The sequence below is a fragment of the Chryseolinea serpens genome (assembly GCF_900129725.1).
Taxonomy (GTDB): domain Bacteria; phylum Bacteroidota; class Bacteroidia; order Cytophagales; family Cyclobacteriaceae; genus Chryseolinea; species Chryseolinea serpens.
This window is the reverse complement of record NZ_FQWQ01000002.1, coordinates 878,179-902,254: the sequence shown is the minus strand read 5'-3', so window position 1 is coordinate 902,254 and position 24,076 is coordinate 878,179. Positions and strand designations below refer to the sequence as shown.

Sequence of the window (24,076 nt, the reverse complement as noted above, 5' to 3'; positions counted from 1 at the left end):
GTTGATTTGTCTATTAATGTTCGGGTAAGGAAGACGTTATGCCCAGGTGTTTCGTTGTGCTGTGGAGTTCAGAGCAGATATCGTTCGTCATATTTTATTTCATGCTCCTTTAATAGTCGTTTGTATTCTGCTTCCAGGGTTTCGGTATGGTGATGGATTTTTTGATTTTGGACGTAGCGAACCAGGTTGGGCTTTTCTTTGATGGAGTAGGTGAAGGCCGCGTAGCCTTCTTGCCATCCATCGAAGTGCGGGAACTTGCCACTTTGTTTCAGCCAACTGCTGCTGGCGACTTTTATTTCTTTTATGAGATCAGCGAGGGCGATGCTGGGATGTAAGTCGGAGAGGATGTGAATGTGATCGGCAACTCCGTTGATTTCATAGTAGATCGAGTTTCTTTTTTTTATGACCCCACCGATATAGCGATACAGATCATGGCAATAACGGTCCTCAATGCCGGGCGTTCGGTTTTTTGTAAGAAAAACAATGTGATAGATAATTTGACGATAGCTGTTCATAGGTTGCGCTTTTATTGGCGTTACAATAAACCGGGAGAGTAATGCTCCAGATGGACAAACCAGAAACCTATGACGTCTAAAAGTTACAAAAAGATGTTAAAATATGGAGTTCGAACGTGATCCTTGTGTTTCTGTTTTGAAAGCTTATCAGCCTACACCTTAAAAAATATCTTCTTCCTATACAAAAAGTAACACAACCCCCAATCCAAAGCAAACAACACCGCCGACGTGATGAATCCCATCAGCAGCGCTGGCGTGTTCACAAAGCCCAGGAGTCCGTTGGTGATGGCGCCGATGTAGCCGTTGAACCAGCGGCTGGCGACGATTTCCATGAAGAGGTAGATGAAGAGGGAGTTCATGCCCACGATGGTGAAGAACTGTAAGTGGTTGCGATGGCCTTTGATGTCGATCCACCAATAGAACAACGCCAGCGCTAGCAGGCACCAGCCGCCGGAGGCGAGCACGAAAGAACTGGTGGCGATGCGCTTGATGATGGGGGTGATGGTGAAGTCCATGGCAAATCCCAGCACGAGCGCAACAGCGCCTGCGGTAACAAGCCACTTCAATTTTTGTTCATTCGTTTTTTCCGAAAGCAATAATTTTCCTGCGATGGCGCCCCAGATGGTGTGGGCAGCTGTGGGCAAGCAGTTGATGGCTACCCAGCCGCCATCGTTTATTTTGTTCATCAGCAAGAGGTCGACATAGTTGCCGAAGTTGTGTTGGTCAGTGAACGGTTGGTCGAAATTGGGCACGTGGGTATAGCGATAGAGGATCTCCGTGAGCAACAACAATCCGAAACTGAACACCAGTTGTGCCGACATCGACCATCTAAAAATTAAAAACGCCACTAGTGTAGTGAACGACAGTTGCGTGAGCACATCCCAAAGCTCAAACGCCAATCCGTCTCTGCGTACAGCATAGTCCAGGACACCCCAAAAGAAAAGCCATGCTGACCGTTTCAATGCTTTTTTGAACGATTCGCTCCACGCCATGCCTTGTTGCTGCTGACGGTGCAGCGAATAGGCCAATGCTGTGCCGGCCATGAACATGAAACCGGGTTGTATGAGGTCCCAGAAGCGCAGGCCGTTCCAGGGGTGGTGGAAGAATTGTATGAACACGTGCGACAGTACGGTGCCCTCGGTGGCTTCGAACAAATGTTCATAGAGGCCGATGCTTTCCCCCATAAGGAAAATCATGATCAAACCGCGCATGAAGTCGAGCGAAAGCAAGCGGGAAGGTGTCTGGGGCAAGGTCATTTTACGGGATGTTTAGAGTACGATGGTAAGCAGAAGTATAAGCTTCAACAAATCCTGCGCCTGTTGGCGAAACGTTTGCACTGCATTTTGTGGATAAATAGATCGATTGATTTCGATGTTCGCGCTGATCTTTACCTAACTTCAATTGATCGAAAATAAAAGTTCCTCATTTTGAATCACTCTAACCCTCATTTTAATGAAACATTTTACCCCTCAAAAATGGCTTTGGCTATTTTTTATGGTGGTGGCTACCGGTGTGTATGCACAGGAAAAAACCATCACTGGAAAAGTTACCGATGCTGACACGGGAGATGCTCTACCCGGCGTAAACATTGTGATCAAGGGAAGCTCTGTCGGCACGACTGCTGATGCCGACGGAAAGTATTCGCTTGCAGTACCCGGCAATGATGCCGTGCTCGTCTTCAGCTTCATCGGCTTTCAAACTCTTGAAATGCCGGTCGGAACGCAAACCGTTATCAATCCCGCCCTGGGTTCGGACACAAAAGCGCTGGAAGAAGTGGTTGTGGTTGGTTATGGAACCCAACGCAAAGTTGACCTCACCGGTGCGGTGGGATCGTTACGCGCGTCCGACATTGACATTGGATCGAAACCCATCACCAGCCCCGACCAGCTTTTGGCTGGACGTGTAGCGGGGGTGCAAATCACCAACCGCAGCGGTGACCCGGGTGCCCCGATCGATGTGCGCATCCGCGGCGTCGGCACAGCCGGTGTGAACTCACCCCTTTGGGTGATCGACGGCGTACCCATCGTGCAAACGTCTAACATCACCGTAAACACATCCTCCACAACCGAATCCAACCCGCTGGCCGGGATCAACCCCGCCGACATTGAGTCCATCGACGTGTTGAAGGATGCATCCGCCGCCGCCATCTACGGTGCGCGCGCTGCCAACGGTGTGATCATCGTTACTACAAAACGCGGTAAAGACGGCAAGGCCACATTAACGTATGATGGTTATACCGGTGCGGGCACACCTTGGAAAAAACTCGATGTGCTCAACACGAATCAGTACATCGACATGCAAGCGCAGCTGGACCCCGTCAATCGCGACTTTAGCAAATTCAAAGGACAGCCCGATGTGAACTGGCAAGACCAGGTGTTTCGCACCTCGAAGGTGCAGAGCCACAACATCGGCGTGAGCGGCGGCACACCCAACGCCAACTATTTTGTGGGCGTGGGCTACATGAACCAACAAGGTCTTGAATTGGGCCAGGGCTTCAAACGCTACTCTATTAAAGCCAACACCGATGTGAAGGTGGGCGACCGTATTAAAATAGGGGAGTCCTTATTGTTGAGTTCGGTTGATCGCATGATCCAATCCGAAGACGCGATCTATGCAGCCTTCAACTCGGCCCTGAACCAACCGTTCTTTAAAGTATACGATCCCAACGGACCCGGCGGCTACAATGCCGAAACGGTGGAGAATCGCGGCTCGGCAGGGAACAGCAACAACTACGTGATGCGCACCGATCCCAACTACAGCTACACCACGGTGTTGAGCCGCAAGGTGCTGGCCAACGTATACGGTGAACTCGAGATCATCAAAGGACTGAAATACCGCATCAGCGGTGGTGTGGACTATAACGTGGGCGATGGTAACTTCTTCCAGGGCGATGTGGGCTTCAACGGCTTGCCCAAGTCATCGCTGCTCGTGCAGGAGCGGCCCATCGAAATGACCACCAACTTCAACAACACGCTGACGTATATAAAGAATTTTGGTAAACACGATCTCACCGTGCTGGTGGGTCATGAAGAGACCAACTTCCGTTATGACAAATTGCGTTTGCAAGGCAACGACCTCTTTAACACGGCGATCAAGTTTGCATCGACCGGCGTGCAGGTGGCGGGTGCCAACGAAGCAGACCATTGGGCGTTGCGCGGCTATCTGGGACGGATCAACTATGCCTACGCTGATAAATACTTGTTCACTTTCAACATCCGGAAAGATTTCTCTTCCCGTTTTGCAGAAAACAAGCGTTCACAAGCCTTCCCTTCGTTCTCGGCAGGATGGCGCATCAGCCAGGAAAACTTCTTCCCGAAAGGCGGCATATTCGATGATGTGAAGATCCGTGCCGGTTGGGGACAATCCGGTAACCAATTCACCGGAACCAACTTCCCCTATCTCACCACCCTGCAACCCACGATCTTTTATGTAGTGGGAACAGGAAATCAGACCGTCGTGCGCGGCCCGGCCCCGATCAACCTCGCCAACCCCGATGTGAAATGGGAAACCGGTACACAATTCGATATTGGTACCGACATCGCCTTGCTGAGTGGTAAAATAGACTTCACGTTCGACTACTACAATAAAACATCCAACGGCATCTTGCTGGGATTCCCGCTGCCGTATACCTCCGGTTTCTTCCTCCCCACCGACAACAACATCGGCAAGATGGTGAACCGAGGCATCGAAATGGCATTGACCTACAACGGTCAGGTCGGTCAGGTGAAGTATAGCGTGGGTGGTAACATCACGACGGTGCACAACGAAGTGCTCGACCTGGGAACCATCCCCGAGATCATCAGCGGTGTGGGTGGAGCTTCCACGCACCGCACCAAAGTGGGCGACCCCATCGGTAGCTTCTACGGCTACAAGACCGACGGCATTTTCCAAAACCAGGCCGAGATCGATGCAGCGGTTCCCGACAGAATTTCCTCGGGCCGGAAACCTGGCGACATCCGCTTTAAGGACGTGAATGGCGACGGCCAGATCGACGCCAACGACCGCACCAACCTGGGTAGCTACATACCGAAATTCTATTACGGTATCAACGCCTCGGCGCGCTTCCACAACTTCGACTTCTCGTTGTTGCTGGCCGGCGTATCCGGACAAAAAGTATACAACCAGGCAAGATCCCAGGGCGAAGATTTGCGCAGTGCCACCAACTTCTACGCATCGACGTTGGGTCACTGGACGGGAGAAGGCACCAGCAACTCCATGCCACGCCTGACCATCGACGACGACAACCAGAACAACCGGTACTCCGATCGTTGGATCGAAAGCGGAAGCTTTATGCGCATCCGCAACATCCAGCTCGGCTATGCCATTCCGTCCACGCAACTGAAGAACTGGACGGGCGGTTTGATCACGCGTTTCCGCGTCTACGTTGCCGCGCAGAACTTGTATACTTTCACGAAGTACTCGGGCTTCGATCCTGAAGTGACCCGTGGTCAAAGCTTCCAGAAAGGTGAAACACCGTTGGCTACCGGACAAGACGGTGGTAGCTCACCCCAACCTCGCATCATACAATTCGGATGGCAGGTATCGTTCTAACCTCGTAATGAAAAAATTATGAAACCAATTAAAATACTATACCTGGTGGCCGCTTTCCTGATTTGTAACTCCTGTAACAATCTGGACTTGAAGCCCCTCGACAAATTGACGGCCGATGCCTACTACAAGACGGCGGCCGAGTTTGATGGCGCCATGTTTGCTGCCTACTCTTCGATCCAGGACTTCTGGGGAACGAGTACGGAAACCCTCGGTGAGTCGGGCGAATTCTGGAAGATCACCGACGTGGTGACCGACGACGTGTCGGCCCAACCCGGTGCCGACAACATTTCCAAGGATGCCGATCACCTCAACATCCGCGCCAGCGACAAACCCTTCGCCGCGATCTACACGCAGTTGTACGAAGGCATCTATCGCACCAACACGGTGCTGGAACACATCGATATGGAGAACGAGCTGACCGCCGATGAGAAGAAGCTCTATACCAGCGAAGCAAAATTCCTGCGGGCCTTCTTTCACTTTGAAGCGTTGAAACTTTTCGGCACACCGCCGATTGTGACCAAAACGTTCAAGGACCTCACACAACTTTCGGTACCCAACGCCACCAAGGACCAACTGTTTGCACAGATCCTCGGCGATTTCAACGATGCGTTTGCCAACCTTCCCGAAGTATGGGGCGATGAAAACACCGGCCGTGCCACCAAATGGGCGGCGATGGCCTACATCGGCAAAGTGAACATCTGGAAAGGCGACATGCCCGCCGCCATCACCGCTTTTGAAGATGTGATCAACAACGGCGTAGGCCATGCCGGCAAGTATGGATTGATCGACACCGACAATCCTGCGAAAGACCTGGAGGATGTTTTTGCGTTCGACAACGAGAACAACAAGGAATCGATCTTTGAAGTCCAGTTTGGCGGACCCCACTCCGACGACAACGTGTGGGTGTTTGACGACACGCACTCCGAAAGCTTCAAGGCATCGCAAGGAACCGGACGCTCCATGTATTGGGATGCCAGCAACTTCGAAGCCACGGAAACCGCTCCCGGCGGAAAGAACGGATGGTGGGTGCCCACGCAAGACCTGGTGGACCAATTTGAAGCCAACGATGCGCGACTCAATGCATTCATCTACCAGGCTGGCGACACCTACTACATCTGGAACAGCGGCGTAGAATCGCTGCCCTACGATCCGCTGTGGTCGGAAACCGGTTATGTGGTGAAGAAATATGCCGGCCAACGCAACTCCGTGGGCGGCGATTTCTCAGGCAACAACCAGGGTAACTTCAACAACGAGCGCACGTTCCGCTTCTCCGAATTGAAGCTGCTCTACGCGGAAGCCTTGCTGGCTCAAGGTCGTGCCCCGGAAGCTACCACCCAGATCAACGACATCCGCGATCGCGCGGGCCTTGGACCCCTGCCTGGTGTGGCAACCCTGGCAGACCTGCAACACGAGAAACGTGTGGAGCTTTGCTTCGAAGGACATCGCTGGTATGACCTCGTGCGCTGGGGCCTCGGTCCCACGATCTTCCCGACCGACTGGGACGATAAGTTTAACGTCTATCCGTTCCCGCAAAGCGAAATCGACCGCACCAAGGGAACCGCCGGCGAGATCAAGCAAAATCCCAACTACTAGGATACCCGGTGTCTATAGTGAAATAAAAACAGCGAAGGGCCATCACCCTTCGCTGTTTATTTTCAGGGTTATCCATTACCTTGCTCAAAGGCAAAGCGATCGTGACCAGCACAATCCCACGTGACCTGGCCCTGAAAGTAAAATGCCCGCGGATGATGCAGGCATTCATTTTTTTGTTTGTATAGTTTCTGCGATAAACCGAAAGTTCTCATGAAGCGCTGTGATGCGATAGTTGGAGTTTTAGTTTTCATGATCGTTTGCTCCTGCGGACGCAAAGCCGACGCGGTGTTTGAAAGCATGTCGTCGCGTCATACGGGCATCGATTTCAACAATGTGTTGGAGGAGGACGAGCAGGTGAACGTGAACAACTACATGAACATCTACACCGGCGCAGGCGTGGCGGCAGGAGACATCAACAACGATGGGCTCACCGACTTGTTCTTTAGCGGAAACACAACCAGCAGCCGGTTGTACCTGAACAAGGGCGACCTCGTTTTCGAGGACATTACGGAATCGTCGGGCGTGCTCAACCACCGGTGGGCTACCGGTGCGGTGATGGCCGATGTGAACAACGACGGCTGGCTGGATATTTACCAATGCGTCTCCGGTGGTGGACCCGAAACAGACCGGGGAAACCTGCTGTTCATCAACAACCAAAACAACAGCTTCACCGAATCATCCCAGTCCTACGGGCTGGGCGATAAGCGGCAGGCCATGCACGCTTCTTTTTTTGACTATGACGGCGATGGGGATCTCGATGTCTTTATCATCACCAACCCGGCGTCCTACGAGAACATGGTGAACCACATTCAACCCCGCAAGCTCGACGGCACGGGCGTGAGCACGGATGTGCTGTACCGAAACAACGGCGACCACACGTTCACCGATGTTTCCAAAGAAGCGGGCATCCTGGTGGAAGGCTATAGCCTCGGCCTCGCCATCAGCGACATCAACAACGACGGCTGGCCCGACATTTATGTCTCCAACGACTTCATCGGCAGCGACATCCTCTACATCAACAATCAAAACGGCACCTTCACGGATCGTGCCGCCGAATACCTGAAACACACCAGCTTCGCCGGCATGGGCAACGACGTGGCCGATTTGAACAACGACGGCCTGGTGGACATCGTGGAGCTGGACATGCGCCCGGAAGACAACAAACGGTTAAAGCTCATCATTCCACCCACCGGCTACGACAAATACCAACTGTCGCTCCGCCTGGGATATCTCCCGCAGTTCACACGAAACACGTTGCAGCTCAATCGGGGCAACAACACCTTTAGTGAGATCAGTTTCCTCTCGGGTGTGAGCAGCACCGACTGGAGCTGGAGCCCGCTGTTGGCCGACTATGACAACGACGGCGACAAAGACCTTTTTGCCACCAACGGTTTCCTCCGCGACCTGGGCAACATGGACTACATCACCTACCAAAACATTTACAACACGCCACTAGGGACCGTGCAGGCGAAGACCGATAAAAAGCTGGAGGCCATCAAAGCGTTGAAAGGTGCGGCATTAAAAAATTATATCTACTCCAACAACGGCGACCTCACCTTCACCAACCAAACCCAAGCCTGGGGCTTGCAGGAAGAAGGCTTTTCGCACGGCGCGGCCTACGCCGACCTGGACAACGACGGCGACCTCGACCTGATCGTCAATACGATGAACGAAGAAGCGCGTGTGTATCGCAACCACAGTGATGCGCTCTTTCACCGAAACTATCTCCGGATAAAATTCCGCGGCAGCGAAAAAAATAAAGAAGGCATCGGCGCCAAGGTTTGGGTATTTAGCGAAGGGCAGGAACAATACCTGGAAAACTTCCTGAACCGGGGCTATGAGTCCACGGTGGATGGAACCATGCACGTGGGACTGGATACGGCAGAAGTTGTGGATTCGTTGAAGGTGATCTGGCCCGATGGAAAACAAGAAATTTTAACCCATGTAAAAGCCAATCAATTGCTCACGCTGGACTATGTTTCTGCAAAAACACAAACCATAGAGCAATCCCGGGCAAAGAAAGCAACCTTGTTCAATGAAGTGTCGCATGCGCTGGGAATTGATTTTACACACAAGGAGAATGACTTCATCGATTTCAAAGTGCAACCGCTGTTACCTCACATGCATTCGCGAAACGGCCCGGGCGTTGCTGTGGCAGATGTGAATGGCGATGGGCTGGAAGATTTTTATGTAGGAGGAGCCTCCAATCATGCCGGCGCACTTTTCGTGCAAGGGAAAGGTGGAAAATTCAAACGGGAAATTCCGGCCATTGATAGTTTGGGTGAAGAACTGGGGGTTTTGTTTTTTGATGCCGATGGAGACAACGACAACGATCTATACATCGCCACCGGAGGGTCGGAGAAACCAAAAGATTCTCCGGCCTACAAAGACTATTTGTACGTGAACGATGGCAAAGGAAAATTCAATCTCGCGAAAGATGCCTTGCCCGAGCATCTTCAAAGCGGTTCCAGCGTGATCGCCTCCGACTACGACCGCGATGGCGATCTCGACCTGTTTGTGGGTGGACGGATTGTGCCGGGAGAATATCCCACGCCGGCGGCCAGCTATATTTTCCGGAACGATTCAAAACCGGGTGAATGTCGTTTTGCCGATGTCACACAAGCACTGGCCCCCGGCCTGTTAAAAGCCGGCCTGGTCACCTCCGCGCTATGGACTGACGTGGACAATGATGGCTGGCCCGACCTGCTCATCGCCGGGGAGTTCATGCCCATCACGTGCCTGAAGAATAAAGATGGAAAATCGTTCACACCCTATGCCACCGATGCTTTCCAACACACCAGCGGCTGGTGGAACAGCCTGGTGGCCGCCGACTTCGACCAGGACGGCGACATGGATTACATCGCGGGAAATCTCGGCCTCAACTCGCGCTATCACGGAACCCCGCAAGAGCCGCTTTGCATCTATGCCAATGACTACGATAAAAATGGCTCCATCGACCCAGTGATGACCTACTATCTGCAGGGCACGAAATACATCGTGCACACACGCGATGAACTCATCAGCCAGATCCCCGCCATGCGCCACCGGTTCGTCCACTATGCCGAATATTCGGAGGCCACGTTTGATGATTCCTTCTTGAAATCGGAAACAGACAATGCCTATACGGTGTGTGCCGAAAATTTTCAGACCAGCTACATCGAAAACCAAGGCAACGGAAAATTCACCGTCAAGGCCCTTCCCCTGGATGCACAGTTCGCCCCCACCTATGGCATGACCGTCGCCGACATAGATGGCGACGGGTTTTTGGATGTGCTGATGACCGGCAACATGTTTTCCGCTGAAGTCTCCAGCGGCCGCTATGACGCCTCGGTCGGTGTTTTTCTTCGCGGCGATGGGCATGGAAATTTCAACCCCATGAACGCCCGCGAAAGCGGCTTCTATGCTGATGGTGACGCCAAAGGCGCAGCGCTGATCCAGCAACCTTCGGGCAATGCGTTGATGATCGTGGCCAACAATGCCGCGCCGCTAAAAGCCTTCGCCATAAAACAAAACAAACGCTACCAGCCCCGCGCCGACGACGCCTATGCCATCGTCACGTTGAAAGACGGCCGGAAATACAAACACGAGTTTTACTATGGCTCGACCTACCTCTCGCAGTCGTCGCGTGTCCTCTCATACACCGGGAATGCCGAACATATAGAAGTTTATACATTCCGCGGTGAAAAGCGATGAGGTGGGGTGAGGTTTCGGGCTCTGGAGAGTAAATGGCTTGAAAGACATTCATTTATAAAAAAAATCGGATCATGAGAAAACATCCTGCTACGTGGTGCGCCGCGTTCGCTATCGCCCTGGCCATGACAGCCTGCGAAAAAGAATACTACAGCGTCGATGATTTTGCTTCGGTAAAAAAGATCGACACCCACACCCACCTCAATGCCAACAACACCGCCATCAGCGAGCAAGCCAAAGCCGACAATTTCACGTTGCTGGCCGTGAACGTGGATGTGCCCGACTATCCCACCCTGCAAGAGCAACGCAGCTTTGCGCTGCATCAAATCAAATCCGTGCCCAACACGGTGAGCTTTCTTACGGCCTTCACGTTGCAAGGCTGGGATTCGGCATGGACAAAACGCACCATTCCCTGGCTGAAGGAAGGATTCGACCAGGGCGCGCTCGGCATCAAGATCTGGAAGAACATCGGCATGACCTACAAAGACGCGAGCGGTCGTTTCATCATGGTGGACGATCCCAAATTCGATTCCGTTGTTCAATACATCATCGACCAGGACAAGACCATCATGGGCCACCTGGGCGAACCCAAAAACTGCTGGCTCCCCATCGATCAAATGACGGTCAACAACGACCGTCATTACTTCAAAGAACACCCGGAATACCACATGTTCCTCCATCCGGAATATCCCTCATACGAAGATCAGATCAACGCCCGCGACCACTTCATCGAAAAACACCCCGACATGCGTTTTGTCGGCGCTCACCTGGGGAGCCTGGAATGGAGCGTGGATGAACTTGCAAAACGTCTCGACAAATTTCCCAACATGGCCGTCGACATGGCCGAACGCATTTCGCACCTGCAACACCAGTCGCTCACCGACTATGACAAAGTGCGCAACTTTATCATCAAGTATCAGGACCGCCTCATCTACGCCACGGACTCTGAAATAAAAGACAGCTACGATGCAGAGGCCATACGAAAACACGTGCACGAAACCTGGCTGCACGACTGGAAATATTTTGTGACCGACGAAACGATGACCTCGCCCGAAGTGAACGGCGAGTTCAAGGGAATGAAACTGCCCCGCACCGTCGTGAACAAGATCTTCCACGACAATGCTGTGCGGTGGTTTAAGATGCCGGTATAAAATTATGTGTTGAAACCTTAAAACGGAAACAAGCACAGAATATGTGCGACACGAGGACGTGTTGTGGCCGTGGCGGCGTGGGCGATGATTTCTGGATCCGGCGATTTTTGCCTACATTTGATGCCGTAATTTTACTCTCCCCATGCGAACCGTTTTTGTGATAGCTCTTGTCGCTATTCATTCTCTTGCCAGCGCCCAGTATGAAGATCATGGATTTCCTTTCGGCAAGGTCACACATGCTGACCTGGACATGAAGGTCTATGAAAAAGATACCGCCGCTGCTGCGGTAGTGCTGGACGAATTCGGAGAAGCTTTCATGGACAACGAGAATGCGCATAACCTCGTGTTCCGGTATCATGCCAAAATAAAGATCCTGAAAAAAGAAGGATTGGACTACGCCAATTTTGTTATCTACTTATATAAAAACAGCACGGGCAAGGAGACGATGCGAAGCGCGAAAGCCTCCACCTTCAACGTTGAGAATGGATCGATACGGGAGATCAAGCTTCCGCAACGATCGCAGATTAACGAGGAAATCGACCCGACGCACGATGCCCGGAAATTTGCATTGCTCGATGTGCGCGTCGGCAGCGTGATCGAGGTGGACTACAAGATCGAGTCGCCTTTCAAATTCAACTTCCGGTCGTGGCCTTTCCAATCGGAGATCCCGAAAATCGCCAGCGAGTATTGGGCGCTGATTCCCGCAAACTATAAATACCACACGTCGCTTCGTGGTTTTCTGAAGTTGTCAAAAAATGAAAGTGAACTCAAGCGGAATTGGTATTCCCCGGGAGGCGGCCGCCTGGCAGATTGCATCCTGACAAAATTCGGCATGGCCGATATTCCGGCGTTTATCGAGGAGGAATACATGACCGCCAAATCCAATTATGTTTCCTGTCTCAATTTTGAGTTGGCCGAGCTTTTACAATTCGATGGGCGCAAAGACAAGTTCACCAAGGAATGGAAAGATGTGGACGACGAGCTGCGATTGGACAACGGTTTCGGTGTTCAGATCAAAAGAGGAAAAGGCGTACTCGACCGGGAAGTGGACCAGTGTATTGCCGGTGCGACCGACGATTTGACCAAGGCGCAAAAGATCTATGATTTTATAAAGAACTGGTATCGCTGGAACGAGAAGAATAACTTCACCAGCCAGGACGGGATCAAAAAAGCATTTGAAGCAAAGACGGGTGATGCCGCAGACATCAACCTGTCGCTTGTAGCGGCTTTGCAGTATGCCGGGCTCTCGGCCGATCCCATGATCTTGTCCACACGCGAAAATGGACTGGTCACCTCCGTGTATCCAGTACTTTCGGATTTTAACTACGTGATCGCGAAACTCAACGTGGGCGACAAAGTATACCTACTGGATGCCACCGACGATTTGTTGTCGTTTGGATTGATCCCCGACCGGTGCCTCAACGGCAAGGGCCGGGTAATGACCGGAAAGGAATCGTATTGGTACGACACCAAGCCGGCTGAAAAGGACAGACAGGTGAGCATGATCAGCCTGAAACTTACCCAAGAAGGCAAATGGGTGGGCACGGTGGAGAACACTCATTTTGGCTATAGCGCCTACCGGTATCGGAAAATGCTCGCGCAGTCGGGTGAAGAAAAATTCTATGCCGAAAAGATGGCGAACAATCTGCACAATGCTACCCTCGTCAAACAAAGCTTCACGAATGTAGACGACCTGACCAAGCCCTTGATCATGAAATTCGAACTGGAGCTGGAACGCGTGGACGATCTTACGGCAGGTCAATTTTATTTCAATCCGTTTATAACGCTGTATTGGCAGAACAACCCGTTTCGTTCCGCTGTGCGTCTTTATCCTGTTGATTTTGGCGTGCCGATCGAGCAAGTCATTGTTTTTAATCTCGAATGTCCCGCTACGTATGAGCTCGCTGAAATACCGGAACCGCTTGCCCTTGCGTTGCCCACAGAAGGTGGCCGGTATATTTACGATGTGAAAAGCAGCGGCAACACCGTGATGATGAACAGCAACTTCGTGATCAACCGGCCGGTGTACAGCTCAAAAGAATATTTTTTCCTGAAAGAACTCTTCGACCGGGTAGTAGCCGTGCAAAAGACCGACCTCGTTTTTAAAAAGAAGGCATAACGCTTATATCTAATGTATTCCCCCATGCGAACCGTTTTCCTGATCGTCCTGGTTGCCACATCCTTTCTTGCCACGGCCCAATCCAACTCATTTCCTTTCGGCCAGGTTACGTACCGGGAATTGGACATGAAGACCTACGACAAGGACACCTCCGCCGTTGCCGTGGTGCTGCGAGAGGAGGGCGATGCCCACATTGAAGACAGCGATCCGAATTATCTCATCTATCACTATCACGTTAAAATCAAGGTCTTGAAAAAAGCCGGTCAGGAGCTGGCCGATTTTGTGATCCGGTTGGGCAAGGGAGAGGGAATACGAAAAGAGGCGATGCGTTCGGTGACAGCTTCCTCCTTCAATATTGAGAACGGAACGATGAAGGAAACCAAACTCAATCCCAAAGACCAGTTTACCGAAAATGCAAACAAGTTTGCCGACTACCGGAAATTCGCCGTGCCCAATGTGCGCGTGGGAAGCGTGATTGAAGTGGAATACACCTTGGAGTCGCCCTTCAGATTCACTTTTCGTACATGGGAATTTCAGTCGGACATCCCAAAAATTTCCAGCTTCTACCGGGCGACGATACCGGGAAATTATAAATACAACATTTCCCTGCGTGGCTATCTTAAACTGACGGAAAATAAAAGCAAGATCGAACGCGATTGCTTTCGACCGGGTGGCGAATCGGCCGATTGCCTCGTGATGGATTTTCTCATGAAAGATGTTCCCGCTTTTAAGGAAGAAGAGTACATGACCGCGCGCACCAACTTTCTGTCCGCCGTGTACTTTGAACTTTCGGAGCTTCAACAATTCGATGGGCAAAAGACCAAGTATACAAAAGAATGGAAGGACGTGGAGGAGGATATGCGGAAAGAAGCCGATTTCGGTGTGCAGCTCCGGAGAGGAGAGGATATTGTCGACCAGAACGTGAAGCAAATTATTGCCGGAGAAACCGACGAACTCGCCAAGGCACGAAAGATCTACGATTTTATAAAAGGCTGGTACCGCTGGAACAAGATCTACGGCTTCGTGAGCGACCTGGGCATAAAGAAAGCCTTCGATGCCAAAACGGGGAACGTGGGCGACATCAATTTGTCGCTCGTGGCTGCGTTGAAATATGCAGGTCTCAATGCAGATCCCATCCTGCTCTCCACACGGGGCAACGGACTGGTGAACGAACTCTTTCCTGTCATCAGCGAATTTGACTATGTGGCGGTCTACCTGGCGATAAAGGACAAAGTTTATCTGCTGGACGCTACGGATCCCTACTTGTCTTTTGGTCTGCTCCCCGAGCGTTGTCTCAATGGCAAGGGCCGGGTGTTGGGCGAGAAACAATCGTTCTGGTACGACCTCAAGCCTTCAGATAAGGACCGCAAGGTTTCCATTTTCAATTTGAAGCTCAGCCCGGAAGGACTCCTGACGGGCACCGTGCAGGTCACCCACTTTGGCTACAGCGCCTTTGACGAGCGCAAGAGCCTGGCCGATGAAGGGGATGAGAAAAAATATTTGAGCGGTCAATATCCGACTGTGACCCTGGCCCAACAGCGCATTGAGAACCTGGACGATCTTAAAAAGCCATTGAATATAAAATTCGAGGCGGAAACCGAGCTGTTTGATCAAGCCACGGCCGACAATTTCCTGTTCAACCCCTTCTTCATGGATCAATGGAAGAAAAACCCCTTCAAATCGCTGGAGCGGTCTTACCCGGTAGATTTCGGGGCACCCCTGGAAGAAACCATGGTGGTCATCCTGGAGTACCCCGAAGCTTATGAAATCGCAGAAATCCCGGCCAAGGTTGGACTAGTATTGCCGGACGCCGGCGGCCGCTACATGTATACCGTCCAGAACGTGGGCCATACACTGACCATAAACAGTTCGTTCACCATCAACAAGACCGTGTTCACTTCGCTGGAGTATCATTATTTGAGAGAACTCTACGACCGGGTGGTGGCCGTCCAGAAGACTGATCTCGTGTTTAAGAAAAAGACCTAGAGGGTTTTGCCTTTAATCCCCGCAAACGGGCGTTAACCGAATAATTTTGAGATTAATATAGGAATGGTAGACCTTTCCCAAGGGCTTGCCTTACCTTTGATATATTGTTAACTTACGTATAAACGCTCAGCTATGAAAAAGTCATTGGTGTTGTGGGTATGCTTGCTGGCCTCCTCCATAACCTTCGCACAGCAAGCCGCAGAAGCCGTCCAGGGAAACTATACCCTGAGGGATCGCTTCCAACTGATGAAGACCAAATCGCAGTCCTATAATGACTATAAAGTGATCAAGGAGACGGTTTTGGATGGAGTATGGAAAATTATCAATGACTCCCTGAACGCCAAAAATGCCGCGATCCGGGGAGCCCAAGCCAATATCAATGGTCTGAAAGGCCAACTCGCCAAAACCGAGGAAGCCCTGAAAGCCAAGGAAAAGTCCATGACCGACATTCTGTACGCCAGCACCCACATCACCGTGCTGGGCATCAGCTTCACAAAAGGCGTGTTCCTGACCGTGATGGCCTGTTTGCTGGGCGGACTGATCGCCTTCGTGGCGGTTATCTTTGGTCGCATGCAGCTGCAAAGCAAGTCGCTGAGCGAGCGAAACCTGGCCGTGAGTGCCCTCACCAACGAATTCGAGGAGTATAAACACCGCGCCATGGACAAGCAAACCAAGCTTTCGCGCGAATTGCAGGACGAGCGGAACAAGCTCGCGTCCATGCGCCATTCCTGATCTGCCAATACCCAGTCTGAATGCTAGTCTTGTTCTTGTTCCTGGAGCGGGAGCTGGACAATGAATTTGGCGCCTTTGTTTTCCTCACTTTCCACCACAATGCTGCCGTTTAGCGCGAGCACCATTTCTTTTACAATGGACAAGCCCAGCCCCGACGACGTTTCGCCACCGGTGGGACGGGCGCTGAGCCGTTGAAATTTCCCAAACAGTTTTTGTTTGTCGACCGTCGAAAGGCCGGGACCCTGGTCCAGCACTTCAATGCGGATGTGCGTCTCCGTGCGCACCACGTTGATGGCGACCTCCTTGTGGGCCGGCGAAAATTTGATGGCATTCGAGATCAGGTTCTCCAAAATGCGGTTCAACATTTCCGGGTCGGTATGGAAGTGGAAATCGGGCACGTGGTCTTCCAGGATCAAAGAAATATTTTTCTTCTCCGCGGTTTGCTTGAACACGTGATACTGTTTTTTCAGCAGGCTGTTGATGGCGATGTATTCTTTATTAATGCCGTTTTTGCCCTGCTCGATGCGGGTCACATCCAACAGATTTTGGATCAGCATGTGCATGTTCACGCACGAGCCCTCCATGAGGTTGAGGTATTGCAACTGGTCGGTGGTGAGGTTCGTGTGTTGCAGCTTCATCAGGTTGACCAATCCCAGCACACCGTTGAGCGGACTTTTCAGGTCATGGGTGGCGATGCCCAGGAAGTGATTCTTCTCTTCGTTGAGGTGAACGAGTCGCGCATTGACATCGCGCAGTTGTTGCTCCAGCGCTTTTCGCTCGCTGTTGTCGACGACGATGCTGCGGCTTGACACGAATGTTCCCTGCGCGTCATAGATGGCCGTGGAGTTGAGCAACGCGGGAAAGGTGGTGCCGTCTTTGCGTTTCATTTCAAATTCCAGGTTTTGCAATTGGCCCGTCTTTTTAAACAAGGGAAAGTTCTCCGCGAAAATGCCGACACTTTGCGCGCCAATGATGTCGCCGACTTTCAACTTGCCCACCACTTCCTCGCGCGTGTAGCCCAACCAGCGCAGCTCGGTGGAGTTGATGCGGGTGATGGTGGTGTCGGGGGCAACGGAGTGATAACCACACGGTGCATTGTCGTAGAGGTCGCGGATCTCCAGGAGCGCTTCTTCGGCGCTGTTGCTGGTGGTTTGGAGCACGTCGTAGAAAGACTGTAGCTCTTCAAAATTATCTTGCAGGTCCTGATTCAGTTTCTCGGTCTGTTGAGTTTTTCGTTCCAATTCCAGCGTGCGTTCTTGTACTTTTTGTTCGAGGGTTTGGTTGGCGTCCTGCAGGCTGGTCACCAGTTCGTCGTTTCGTTTACTTTGTTGGAGCAATACATACAATGCATAACCCGACACGAGACAGATCAGGAGGAAGCTTATATAGTGGATCGTATCATTGATCATGTAGATGGTTTGCAACCTGCTGTTGCGTTCTTGCAGCAACGTGTCGTGGTATTGACGGAATTGTTCCAGCAGATGGCGCAAGTTCTCCATGCTCAAACGACCGGCGTCTTTTTTGATAAAGGCGATCGCTGCTACCTGGCCTTGGTCGGTGTAGATCTCGAGCGATTGCTTTAATTCCTCCAATTTTTGATTGACTACAGGAGCGATCCTATCCTTCAGTAATGCGCGTTGAGAGGCATTGTCGGACGCCAGCCGCGTGAGCGCATTCAGTTTTTGGCCGACGACGGCAATGGAATTTTGATACGGATGCAAGTAGGCCGAATCGCTGGTAAGGATAAAACCGCGCTGCCCGGTCTCGGCGTCGAGCATGCTGGTGAGCAAAGAATAGGATTCGCGGATGATGTTCTGCTCGTGGGTCAGCAGGTCGGTCGTCTCTTTTTTCTCCGACACATTATAGTACTTGATCGCGCCACTCACCAGGGTGAGCAGGATCGACACCACCAAATAGTTGGCAACACGATGCGGCGTTTTCATACAATGGGCTCTATTTATTAAGTTAAGAAATTTACAGACCCCATACTACAAAACCGTGCCGTTTCCTGAAGGGCTGGTCTGGGATGGGTGGTTTCCTGGTTTTACCCGATAAACCTACATCCCGCAGGTTACGCCCATGTTCTTGGTATTTCTTCGCGCCAACTTTGCTTTGCCCGCCGAAGCTTTAGCGAAGGAGGGCCCGCCGAAGCTTTAGCATAGGGAGGGCGTCCGTCGGAGATTTAGCGAAAAGCGGCGATTTAAAAACTCTCTCCGGGGCACGTCACGCTCAAAAAAGCAGCCAAAACAACCCTTCCCCACAGAATTTCAGGAAACCTTACCTTTATCCTGTAACCATCTCAAAAACCCGAAGTTTCCCATCTTGAAAACTTTACCTCCGGAATTGGAAGCACTGACCGACAACGCCTTGATGCTCAAGGTCAAGGACAACGACCTCGACAAGCTGGGACTGCTTTTTGAGCGCTATAAGAGACCTTTATACGGTTTTTTTTATGGCATGAACAAAGATGCCGACCTCAGCGAGGACCTCGTGCAGAACGTTTTCCTGCGGATTCTCAAGTACCGTTACCTCTTTCGCGGAGAGGGCGACTTCAGAACGTGGATGTATCACATCGCGCGCAATGTGAATCACGACCACTTCCGCAAAAACAAACTGAAGGCAAAGGATTCCCTGGAACAATGGCAGGAACGGCTGGGCAGCGACGAGAACCGGTCGACCGAGTATCAGAAAGATGAAGAATTGCAACTTCTCTCCATGGCCATGGACAGATTGCCGGACGACAAACGGGAGATCTTGCTGCTCAGCAAGTTTCAGGATAAGAAGTACAAAGAGATCGGCGAGATCCTCGGTTGTTCTGAGGGCGCCGTCAAAGTAAAGGTCTTCAGGGCCCTGCAGGATCTGAAGGCGGTCTATAAAGAACTGGAAAAACACATGTGACTATGAGTACGGAAAAAATACAGGAACTGATCGAAAAATACAACGCCCAACAGGCCGACCCCACCGAGATGAAGCTCATCGAAAAGCTCATCGAAGAAGGACTCATCGACATCGCCGAGTTGCAGGGGTTGCAGGAAATGGAAGATCAGCTGGTGCGCATGGACCCTCCCCAGCCCTCCCTGAAACTGGACGACACCTTCTACCACATGCTGGCAGAAGAAAAAAGAAAGGGCCGTGGTTTTTCGTGGAAGGCTTTCTTCGCCTGGCCGGAATTTGCGCCAAGACTTGCCTTTGCATCAGTGACCTTGCTGCTGGGATTGACCGCCGGATTTTTTCTGCGCGCTCCTCAACCACAAAAGGACCAGGAGATCGGAGTGCTGACAAAAGAAGTGAGCGACCTCAAAGAGATGATGATGTTGTCGCTTCTGGAAAAAGAATCGGCCACCGATCGTCTCAAGGCTGTGAGCCTGAGCGAAGACATGGGTCAGGCCAGCCAGAAAGTGACCAGCGCCTTGCTGCAAACGCTTAACCACGACGACAACGTAAACGTCCGTCTCGCCGCCCTCGATGCCTTGAAGCCCTACAGCAAAGACAGCAAGGTGCGCGAAGAATTGATCCGGTCCATCAGCAAACAGGATTCGCCCCTCGTGCAAATCTCGCTGGCTGAACTGATGGTCGAAATGCAGGCGAAGTCATCCGTGAAAGAATTGGAAAAAATCCTTCACAACGAAAACACACCGACCGATGTGAAGAAGAAGATCCGCGAAAGCATAGCGGTGATCATATAGTAATGGCTTTAAAACGTAAACCAGAAAGAAAATGAAAAAATATTTGACCATCGCCTTCCTGTTCGTCGCAGCACAGCTGGTCGCACAGAGTTTCTCGGAAAAGATCGTAAGAGACTTTACGTTCGAAAAGAAAAGTGCCGACAATGCACTGATGATCGCCAACATCAACGGCAACATCTCCGTGCAAGGCTACGACGGCGACAAGATCATGGTGGAAGTGACCAAAACCATAACCGCAAAAACACCGGCCCGACTGGAGAAGGGAAAGACCGACATCCAGCTTGGCGTGATCGACCTGGCCGATTCACTGATCCTCTATGTGAGCGGCGAGTGTGGAAATTTTACAAAACAAGTTTCCCGCAACGGCCACCACAACCGAAAGTACTGGGGCTATAGCTGGAACAACGGCTGCCAGGATTGTCACCAGGAATACAGCTACAAAATGGATTTCACCGTGAAGATCCCCAACGGCGTGAACCTGACGGTGAGCACGGTGAACGATGGCGATGTTCAGGTGGAGAACGTGAACGGCACAGTCATCGCCAACAACGTGAACGGCAGCATCCGCATGAAGAACCTGGTGCGCGGAACCGAAGCCAGCACCATCAACGGTGACGTGGACATCGAGTACGCCAAAAATCCCCCGCAGGATTGCCGCTTCTATACACTGAACGGCGACATCAACGCCTGGTTTCAAAAAGGTCTCGCCGCCAACCTGAGCTTTGAGAGTTTCAATGGCAGCTTCTACACCAACATCGATAAACTGGAGTCGATGCCCGTGACGGTGGAGAAGAAAGATTCCAACAAAGGCATGAAATACAAAGTGAACGACAATCGCTTCAAAGTAGGCGCAGGCGGTGCCCTGCTGGACTTCGAAACGTTTAACGGCAACGTGTACCTGAAGGAAAAAACAAATTGATTGGATCAACGTGTCTCCGTTCATGCTCGCCTTTCGGCGGATGAAAAGACAGGAAGCACACATCAAAAAATATTTTTAAAACAAAAACATGACCTCGCTTGTCTTTCGCCCTTCGGCGGATCAGAGACAAAGAGGACACTGGTAAAGAAACGACAACATTTTTAAGATAGAACGTACTATGAAAAAGCAATTGATAATCGCGATCACCCTCGTAAGTCTTGGCCTCCTGCTCATCACCACATCGATCACGTCGGCCCAAACCGCAGCATCGAACGAGTTCACGGTGCCGCTGGGCGAGCCGGGTAAAAAAGGAAAGCTGAAAGCCCAGATCAACTTTGGCTCCATCTCGGTGAAGGGCACCGCGCGAAAAGACATCCTGGTGAAATACACCGCCCCCAACAACGAGGAGCAGGACAAGAAGACCTCCACGAAAGACGGCATGCGCCGCATCGGTGGCGGGGGCATGGACCTGGAAGTGTCGGTGAGCGGCAACACCGTGAAAGTAGGCTCCGACTCCTGGAACAACAAACTGAACCTCGAGATCGAAATCCCCTCCAACATGGACCTGGAAGTGAAAACCTACAACGACGGCGACCTCATGGTCACCAACGTGCAGGGCGAATTGGAACTCACCAACTACAACGGCGAGATCACCGCCCTGAACATCTCGGGTTCCGTGGTGGCCACCACCTACAACGGCGACGTTAAAGTGACCTTCGACAAAGTGACGGACGGCACGCCGATGTCATACTCCACCTACAATGGTAACATCGACCTGACGTTCCCCGCCACGCTGAAAGCCACCTTGAAAATGAAAACCGAGCAAGGCGACATCTACTCCAACTTCGAAGTGGATTTCAAAAGCACCGGACCGGTCCAGAAGAGTGACACCAAGTCGGGTGTCTACAAAGTGATCGTCGACGAATGGAAACGCGGCGACGTGAATGGCGGCGGCCCCGAGATCACCATGAAAAACTACAACGGCGACATTTACGTCCGCCGGAAATAAAAAACAGTGCCTCAAGCTTTGCGCCTCTGCGTCTCCGCGGTTCAACATCCACCGCAAGCCGCAGAGGCGCAAAGTCGTTTTAATCCCGGGAGATGCCGAATTCAACGCGACGATTCACCTTTCGGTCGTCATCGTCTTTTTCGTTTACAATGGGTTTGGAGCTGCCATAGCCATGTGCCTCGATCCGCGCAGCTTCTATTTTGAATTGATAGATCAGGTAAGCCTTGATCGCATCGGCGCGGGCCTGCGATAGACGGAGGTTGGCCTCTTCTTTTCCCTGGGAGTCGGTGTGCCCCGAAATATCGAGCTTGAATTTAGGATGGTCGATCATGAAGTTTGCCAGCTTATCAAGATCCTGGTGCATGCCAGGCAGAATATCCGCCTTCCCATTCTCAAACTCCAACGACTTGAAGGCGATCCTGCTCTCGATAGGGTCGGCTTCCCGGTTCATCTCCGTGTCGCCATCCATAAAGAACAATTCCTCGATCCGGAAAAAATCATCGCCCTGGATGATGAGCAAATAATTCCGTTTGTTGATCAGGTTAAAATCAAACGACCCGTCTTCGCGCAAAAACTTCGGCGCCACTTCCACACCCTTGTCCAGGTCGATCACCGACACGATGCCCTTGAAAGGCTTCTTGGTCTCCGAGTTGATGAGCGAACCTTTCAAGTGCGCCGTAGCATTTGGCTGTGCTTCCATGGGCACGGGAAAGGAGTGGAGGTCCAGGTTGTTGATGGCCTCTTCAGACGACCGGGCATAGTAGAGATAGTGCGACTGAGAGTCGATCGTGAAATAATATTCGCTGCCGGGTCCGTTCACCAGCGGCCCGATGTTTTTGGGTTCTTCCCACGCGTGCGGCATCTTGCGGGATTTGTAGATGTCGAAGTCACCGAACGTGAGGGGCTGGCCATTAGAGCTGAAGTAGAGCACATTGAAGGCGTGGTGATAGAAGGGGCTCACTTCAAAGCCGCGCGTGTTGACGATCGGCCCGAGATTTTCGGCCTTTTGCCACACCCCCGTTTTTTTATCTTTTACAGAGAAATAAATGTCCGAATAGCCAAAGCCGCCGATGCGGTCGGAGGCAAAATACAGCGTGTCTCCGCTATGTGAAAGCGACGGTTGCGAATCCCAGGCGTTGCTGTTGATGGCGGCCCCGAGATTTCTCACATTGCCCCACGTGCTGTCGGGCCGGAGCACGGCGACAAACAGATCGCAGCTGCCATAGGAATCAGGCGAATTGCAGCGGGCAAAGTAGAGCAGCTTCCCGTCCTGGCTGAGACAAGCGGACCCCTCATTGTAGGGAGTGTTCACACCCGTAAAGGGTTCGGAAAATCCCCAGGTGCTGTCGGCCTTAATGGTGTAGAACAAGTCTTCGTTGTAAGATTTGTTCATCGGGTCGGCGTTTTTGTTGCGCTTGGACGTGAACAGCAACACGTTGTCTACGTTGCCAATGGTGGGCCCGTAATCTTCCTTGTCGGAATTGATCGCTTCACCCATGTTGAGCAGCACACCCTGTGGTGGTCGCAACGTGTCGATCTCTTTGCGATACGCTACAAGCTCATAATATTCTTTGAGTGGTACGTAAAGATCCGTCTCATTTCGCGTGAGCGTGTCAAATTCCCTTTTCACCTCCTTGCCATCGAGGGTTTGGGGGAGGTGTTTGAGCACCAGTTTGTAGAGCAGTACCGATTCGCCGGCAGGACCCAGTTTCTGGGAGAGACGGGCCAGGTCCCAGATCAATTGGGCGTCGCGGGAAAAATTGTCGGGGCCGAAATTCCGGACAAAGGCCTTTAATTCGGCGTACTCTTCTTCATAGGCGCCCACGGCGGCTAATTGCTTGATGCGCTGTAACTTCTCGTCGTTTTTGTAGTATCTGACGGTATTGAGATTGGGGAATAGGAAGATGTCAGATTGGCTGTAGCTTGTCAGGCTATCCTCCAACTGAACAACCCCGCCCTTTTTGAATTTTTTCTTTGGCTTTTGGGCCATTAGGGGGGCGTGCGCCAACAGCCAAAAGGCTGTGACAAAGATCAAAAAGTAGGTTTTCACGTAACCTCGTTTGGTAAAAAATCACGCCAACCGGATAAAGTTGAGACAATTTTGCTTCTTTTACAACTCTGTTGG

Annotated in this window: 15 protein-coding genes; 11 read left to right on the top strand and 4 right to left on the bottom strand. The window is 51.7% G+C overall.

Annotation, left to right across the window (positions count from 1 at the left end; translation table 11 throughout):
- Positions 1-68: 68 nt before the first annotated feature.
- Both tnpA and BUB30_RS17640 read right to left on the bottom strand, forming a co-directional pair.
- The gene (tnpA, locus tag BUB30_RS17645; RefSeq protein WP_073136470.1) at positions 69-515 is read right to left on the bottom strand and encodes an IS200/IS605 family transposase; all 447 of its coding nucleotides are present in this window, start codon (positions 513-515) and stop codon (positions 69-71) included.
- A 152-nt stretch (positions 516-667) separates the two neighbouring features.
- Positions 668-1,771 (bottom strand): acyltransferase family protein, encoded by a 1,104-nt coding sequence (locus tag BUB30_RS17640; protein ID WP_073136468.1) that lies wholly within the window; start codon positions 1,769-1,771, stop codon positions 668-670.
- Between the two features lie 196 nt (positions 1,772-1,967).
- Here BUB30_RS17640 and BUB30_RS17635 point away from each other — a divergent pair, with 196 nt between their 5' ends.
- The 7 genes from BUB30_RS17635 (at position 1,968) to BUB30_RS17605 (ending at position 16,337) form a co-directional block, all read left to right on the top strand.
- Complete coding sequence (locus BUB30_RS17635) at positions 1,968-5,066, top strand: SusC/RagA family TonB-linked outer membrane protein (protein WP_073136467.1); 3,099 nt, start codon at positions 1,968-1,970, stop codon at positions 5,064-5,066.
- An 18-nt stretch (positions 5,067-5,084) separates the two neighbouring features.
- Positions 5,085-6,659 carry a RagB/SusD family nutrient uptake outer membrane protein gene (locus BUB30_RS17630; protein ID WP_073136465.1) on the top strand — a complete coding sequence of 525 codons (1,575 nt, stop codon included), beginning with the start codon at positions 5,085-5,087 and terminating at the stop codon, positions 6,657-6,659.
- A 210-nt stretch (positions 6,660-6,869) separates the two neighbouring features.
- Positions 6,870-10,352, top strand: a complete 3,483-nt coding sequence (locus BUB30_RS17625; RefSeq protein WP_073136463.1) for a VCBS repeat-containing protein — start codon at positions 6,870-6,872, stop codon at positions 10,350-10,352.
- A 71-nt stretch (positions 10,353-10,423) separates the two neighbouring features.
- Positions 10,424-11,500: an amidohydrolase family protein gene (locus BUB30_RS17620; RefSeq protein WP_245804121.1), complete on the top strand. Its 1,077-nt coding sequence runs from the start codon at positions 10,424-10,426 to the stop codon at positions 11,498-11,500.
- A gap of 142 nt (positions 11,501-11,642) precedes the next feature.
- Entirely contained in the window at positions 11,643-13,619 is a 1,977-nt protein-coding gene (locus BUB30_RS17615; RefSeq protein ID WP_073136461.1) for a transglutaminase family protein, read from the top strand.
- A 24-nt stretch (positions 13,620-13,643) separates the two neighbouring features.
- The gene (locus BUB30_RS17610; protein WP_073137366.1) at positions 13,644-15,605 is read left to right on the top strand and encodes a transglutaminase family protein; all 1,962 of its coding nucleotides are present in this window, start codon (positions 13,644-13,646) and stop codon (positions 15,603-15,605) included.
- Positions 15,606-15,737: 132 nt separating this feature from the next.
- Positions 15,738-16,337, top strand: coding sequence for a hypothetical protein (locus BUB30_RS17605; RefSeq protein ID WP_073136459.1), 600 nt, complete (start codon positions 15,738-15,740; stop codon positions 16,335-16,337).
- Between the two features lie 23 nt (positions 16,338-16,360).
- Here BUB30_RS17605 and BUB30_RS17600 read toward each other — a convergent pair whose 3' ends face one another.
- Positions 16,361-18,280 carry a CHASE3 domain-containing protein gene (locus BUB30_RS17600; protein ID WP_073136457.1) on the bottom strand — a complete coding sequence of 640 codons (1,920 nt, stop codon included), beginning with the start codon at positions 18,278-18,280 and terminating at the stop codon, positions 16,361-16,363.
- Between the two features lie 379 nt (positions 18,281-18,659).
- Between BUB30_RS17600 and BUB30_RS17595 the strand changes: the two genes are divergently transcribed.
- From BUB30_RS17595 to BUB30_RS17580, 4 genes are all read left to right on the top strand, one after another.
- Positions 18,660-19,235 carry an RNA polymerase sigma factor gene (locus BUB30_RS17595; RefSeq protein ID WP_245804120.1) on the top strand — a complete coding sequence of 192 codons (576 nt, stop codon included), beginning with the start codon at positions 18,660-18,662 and terminating at the stop codon, positions 19,233-19,235.
- Positions 19,236-19,237: 2 nt separating this feature from the next.
- A complete protein-coding gene (locus BUB30_RS17590) occupies positions 19,238-20,023 on the top strand; it encodes a HEAT repeat domain-containing protein (RefSeq protein ID WP_073136455.1) in 786 nt (261 codons plus the stop codon).
- 31 nt (positions 20,024-20,054) lie between these two features.
- Positions 20,055-20,942: a hypothetical protein gene (locus BUB30_RS17585; protein ID WP_073136454.1), complete on the top strand. Its 888-nt coding sequence runs from the start codon at positions 20,055-20,057 to the stop codon at positions 20,940-20,942.
- A gap of 178 nt (positions 20,943-21,120) precedes the next feature.
- A complete protein-coding gene (locus BUB30_RS17580; RefSeq protein ID WP_073136452.1) occupies positions 21,121-21,951 on the top strand; it encodes a DUF4097 family beta strand repeat-containing protein in 831 nt (276 codons plus the stop codon).
- A gap of 79 nt (positions 21,952-22,030) precedes the next feature.
- Here the strand turns inward: BUB30_RS17580 and BUB30_RS17575 are convergent, their stop codons facing one another.
- Positions 22,031-24,001 carry an OmpA family protein gene (locus BUB30_RS17575; protein ID WP_073136450.1) on the bottom strand — a complete coding sequence of 657 codons (1,971 nt, stop codon included), beginning with the start codon at positions 23,999-24,001 and terminating at the stop codon, positions 22,031-22,033.
- Between the last annotated feature and the right edge of the window lie 75 nt (positions 24,002-24,076).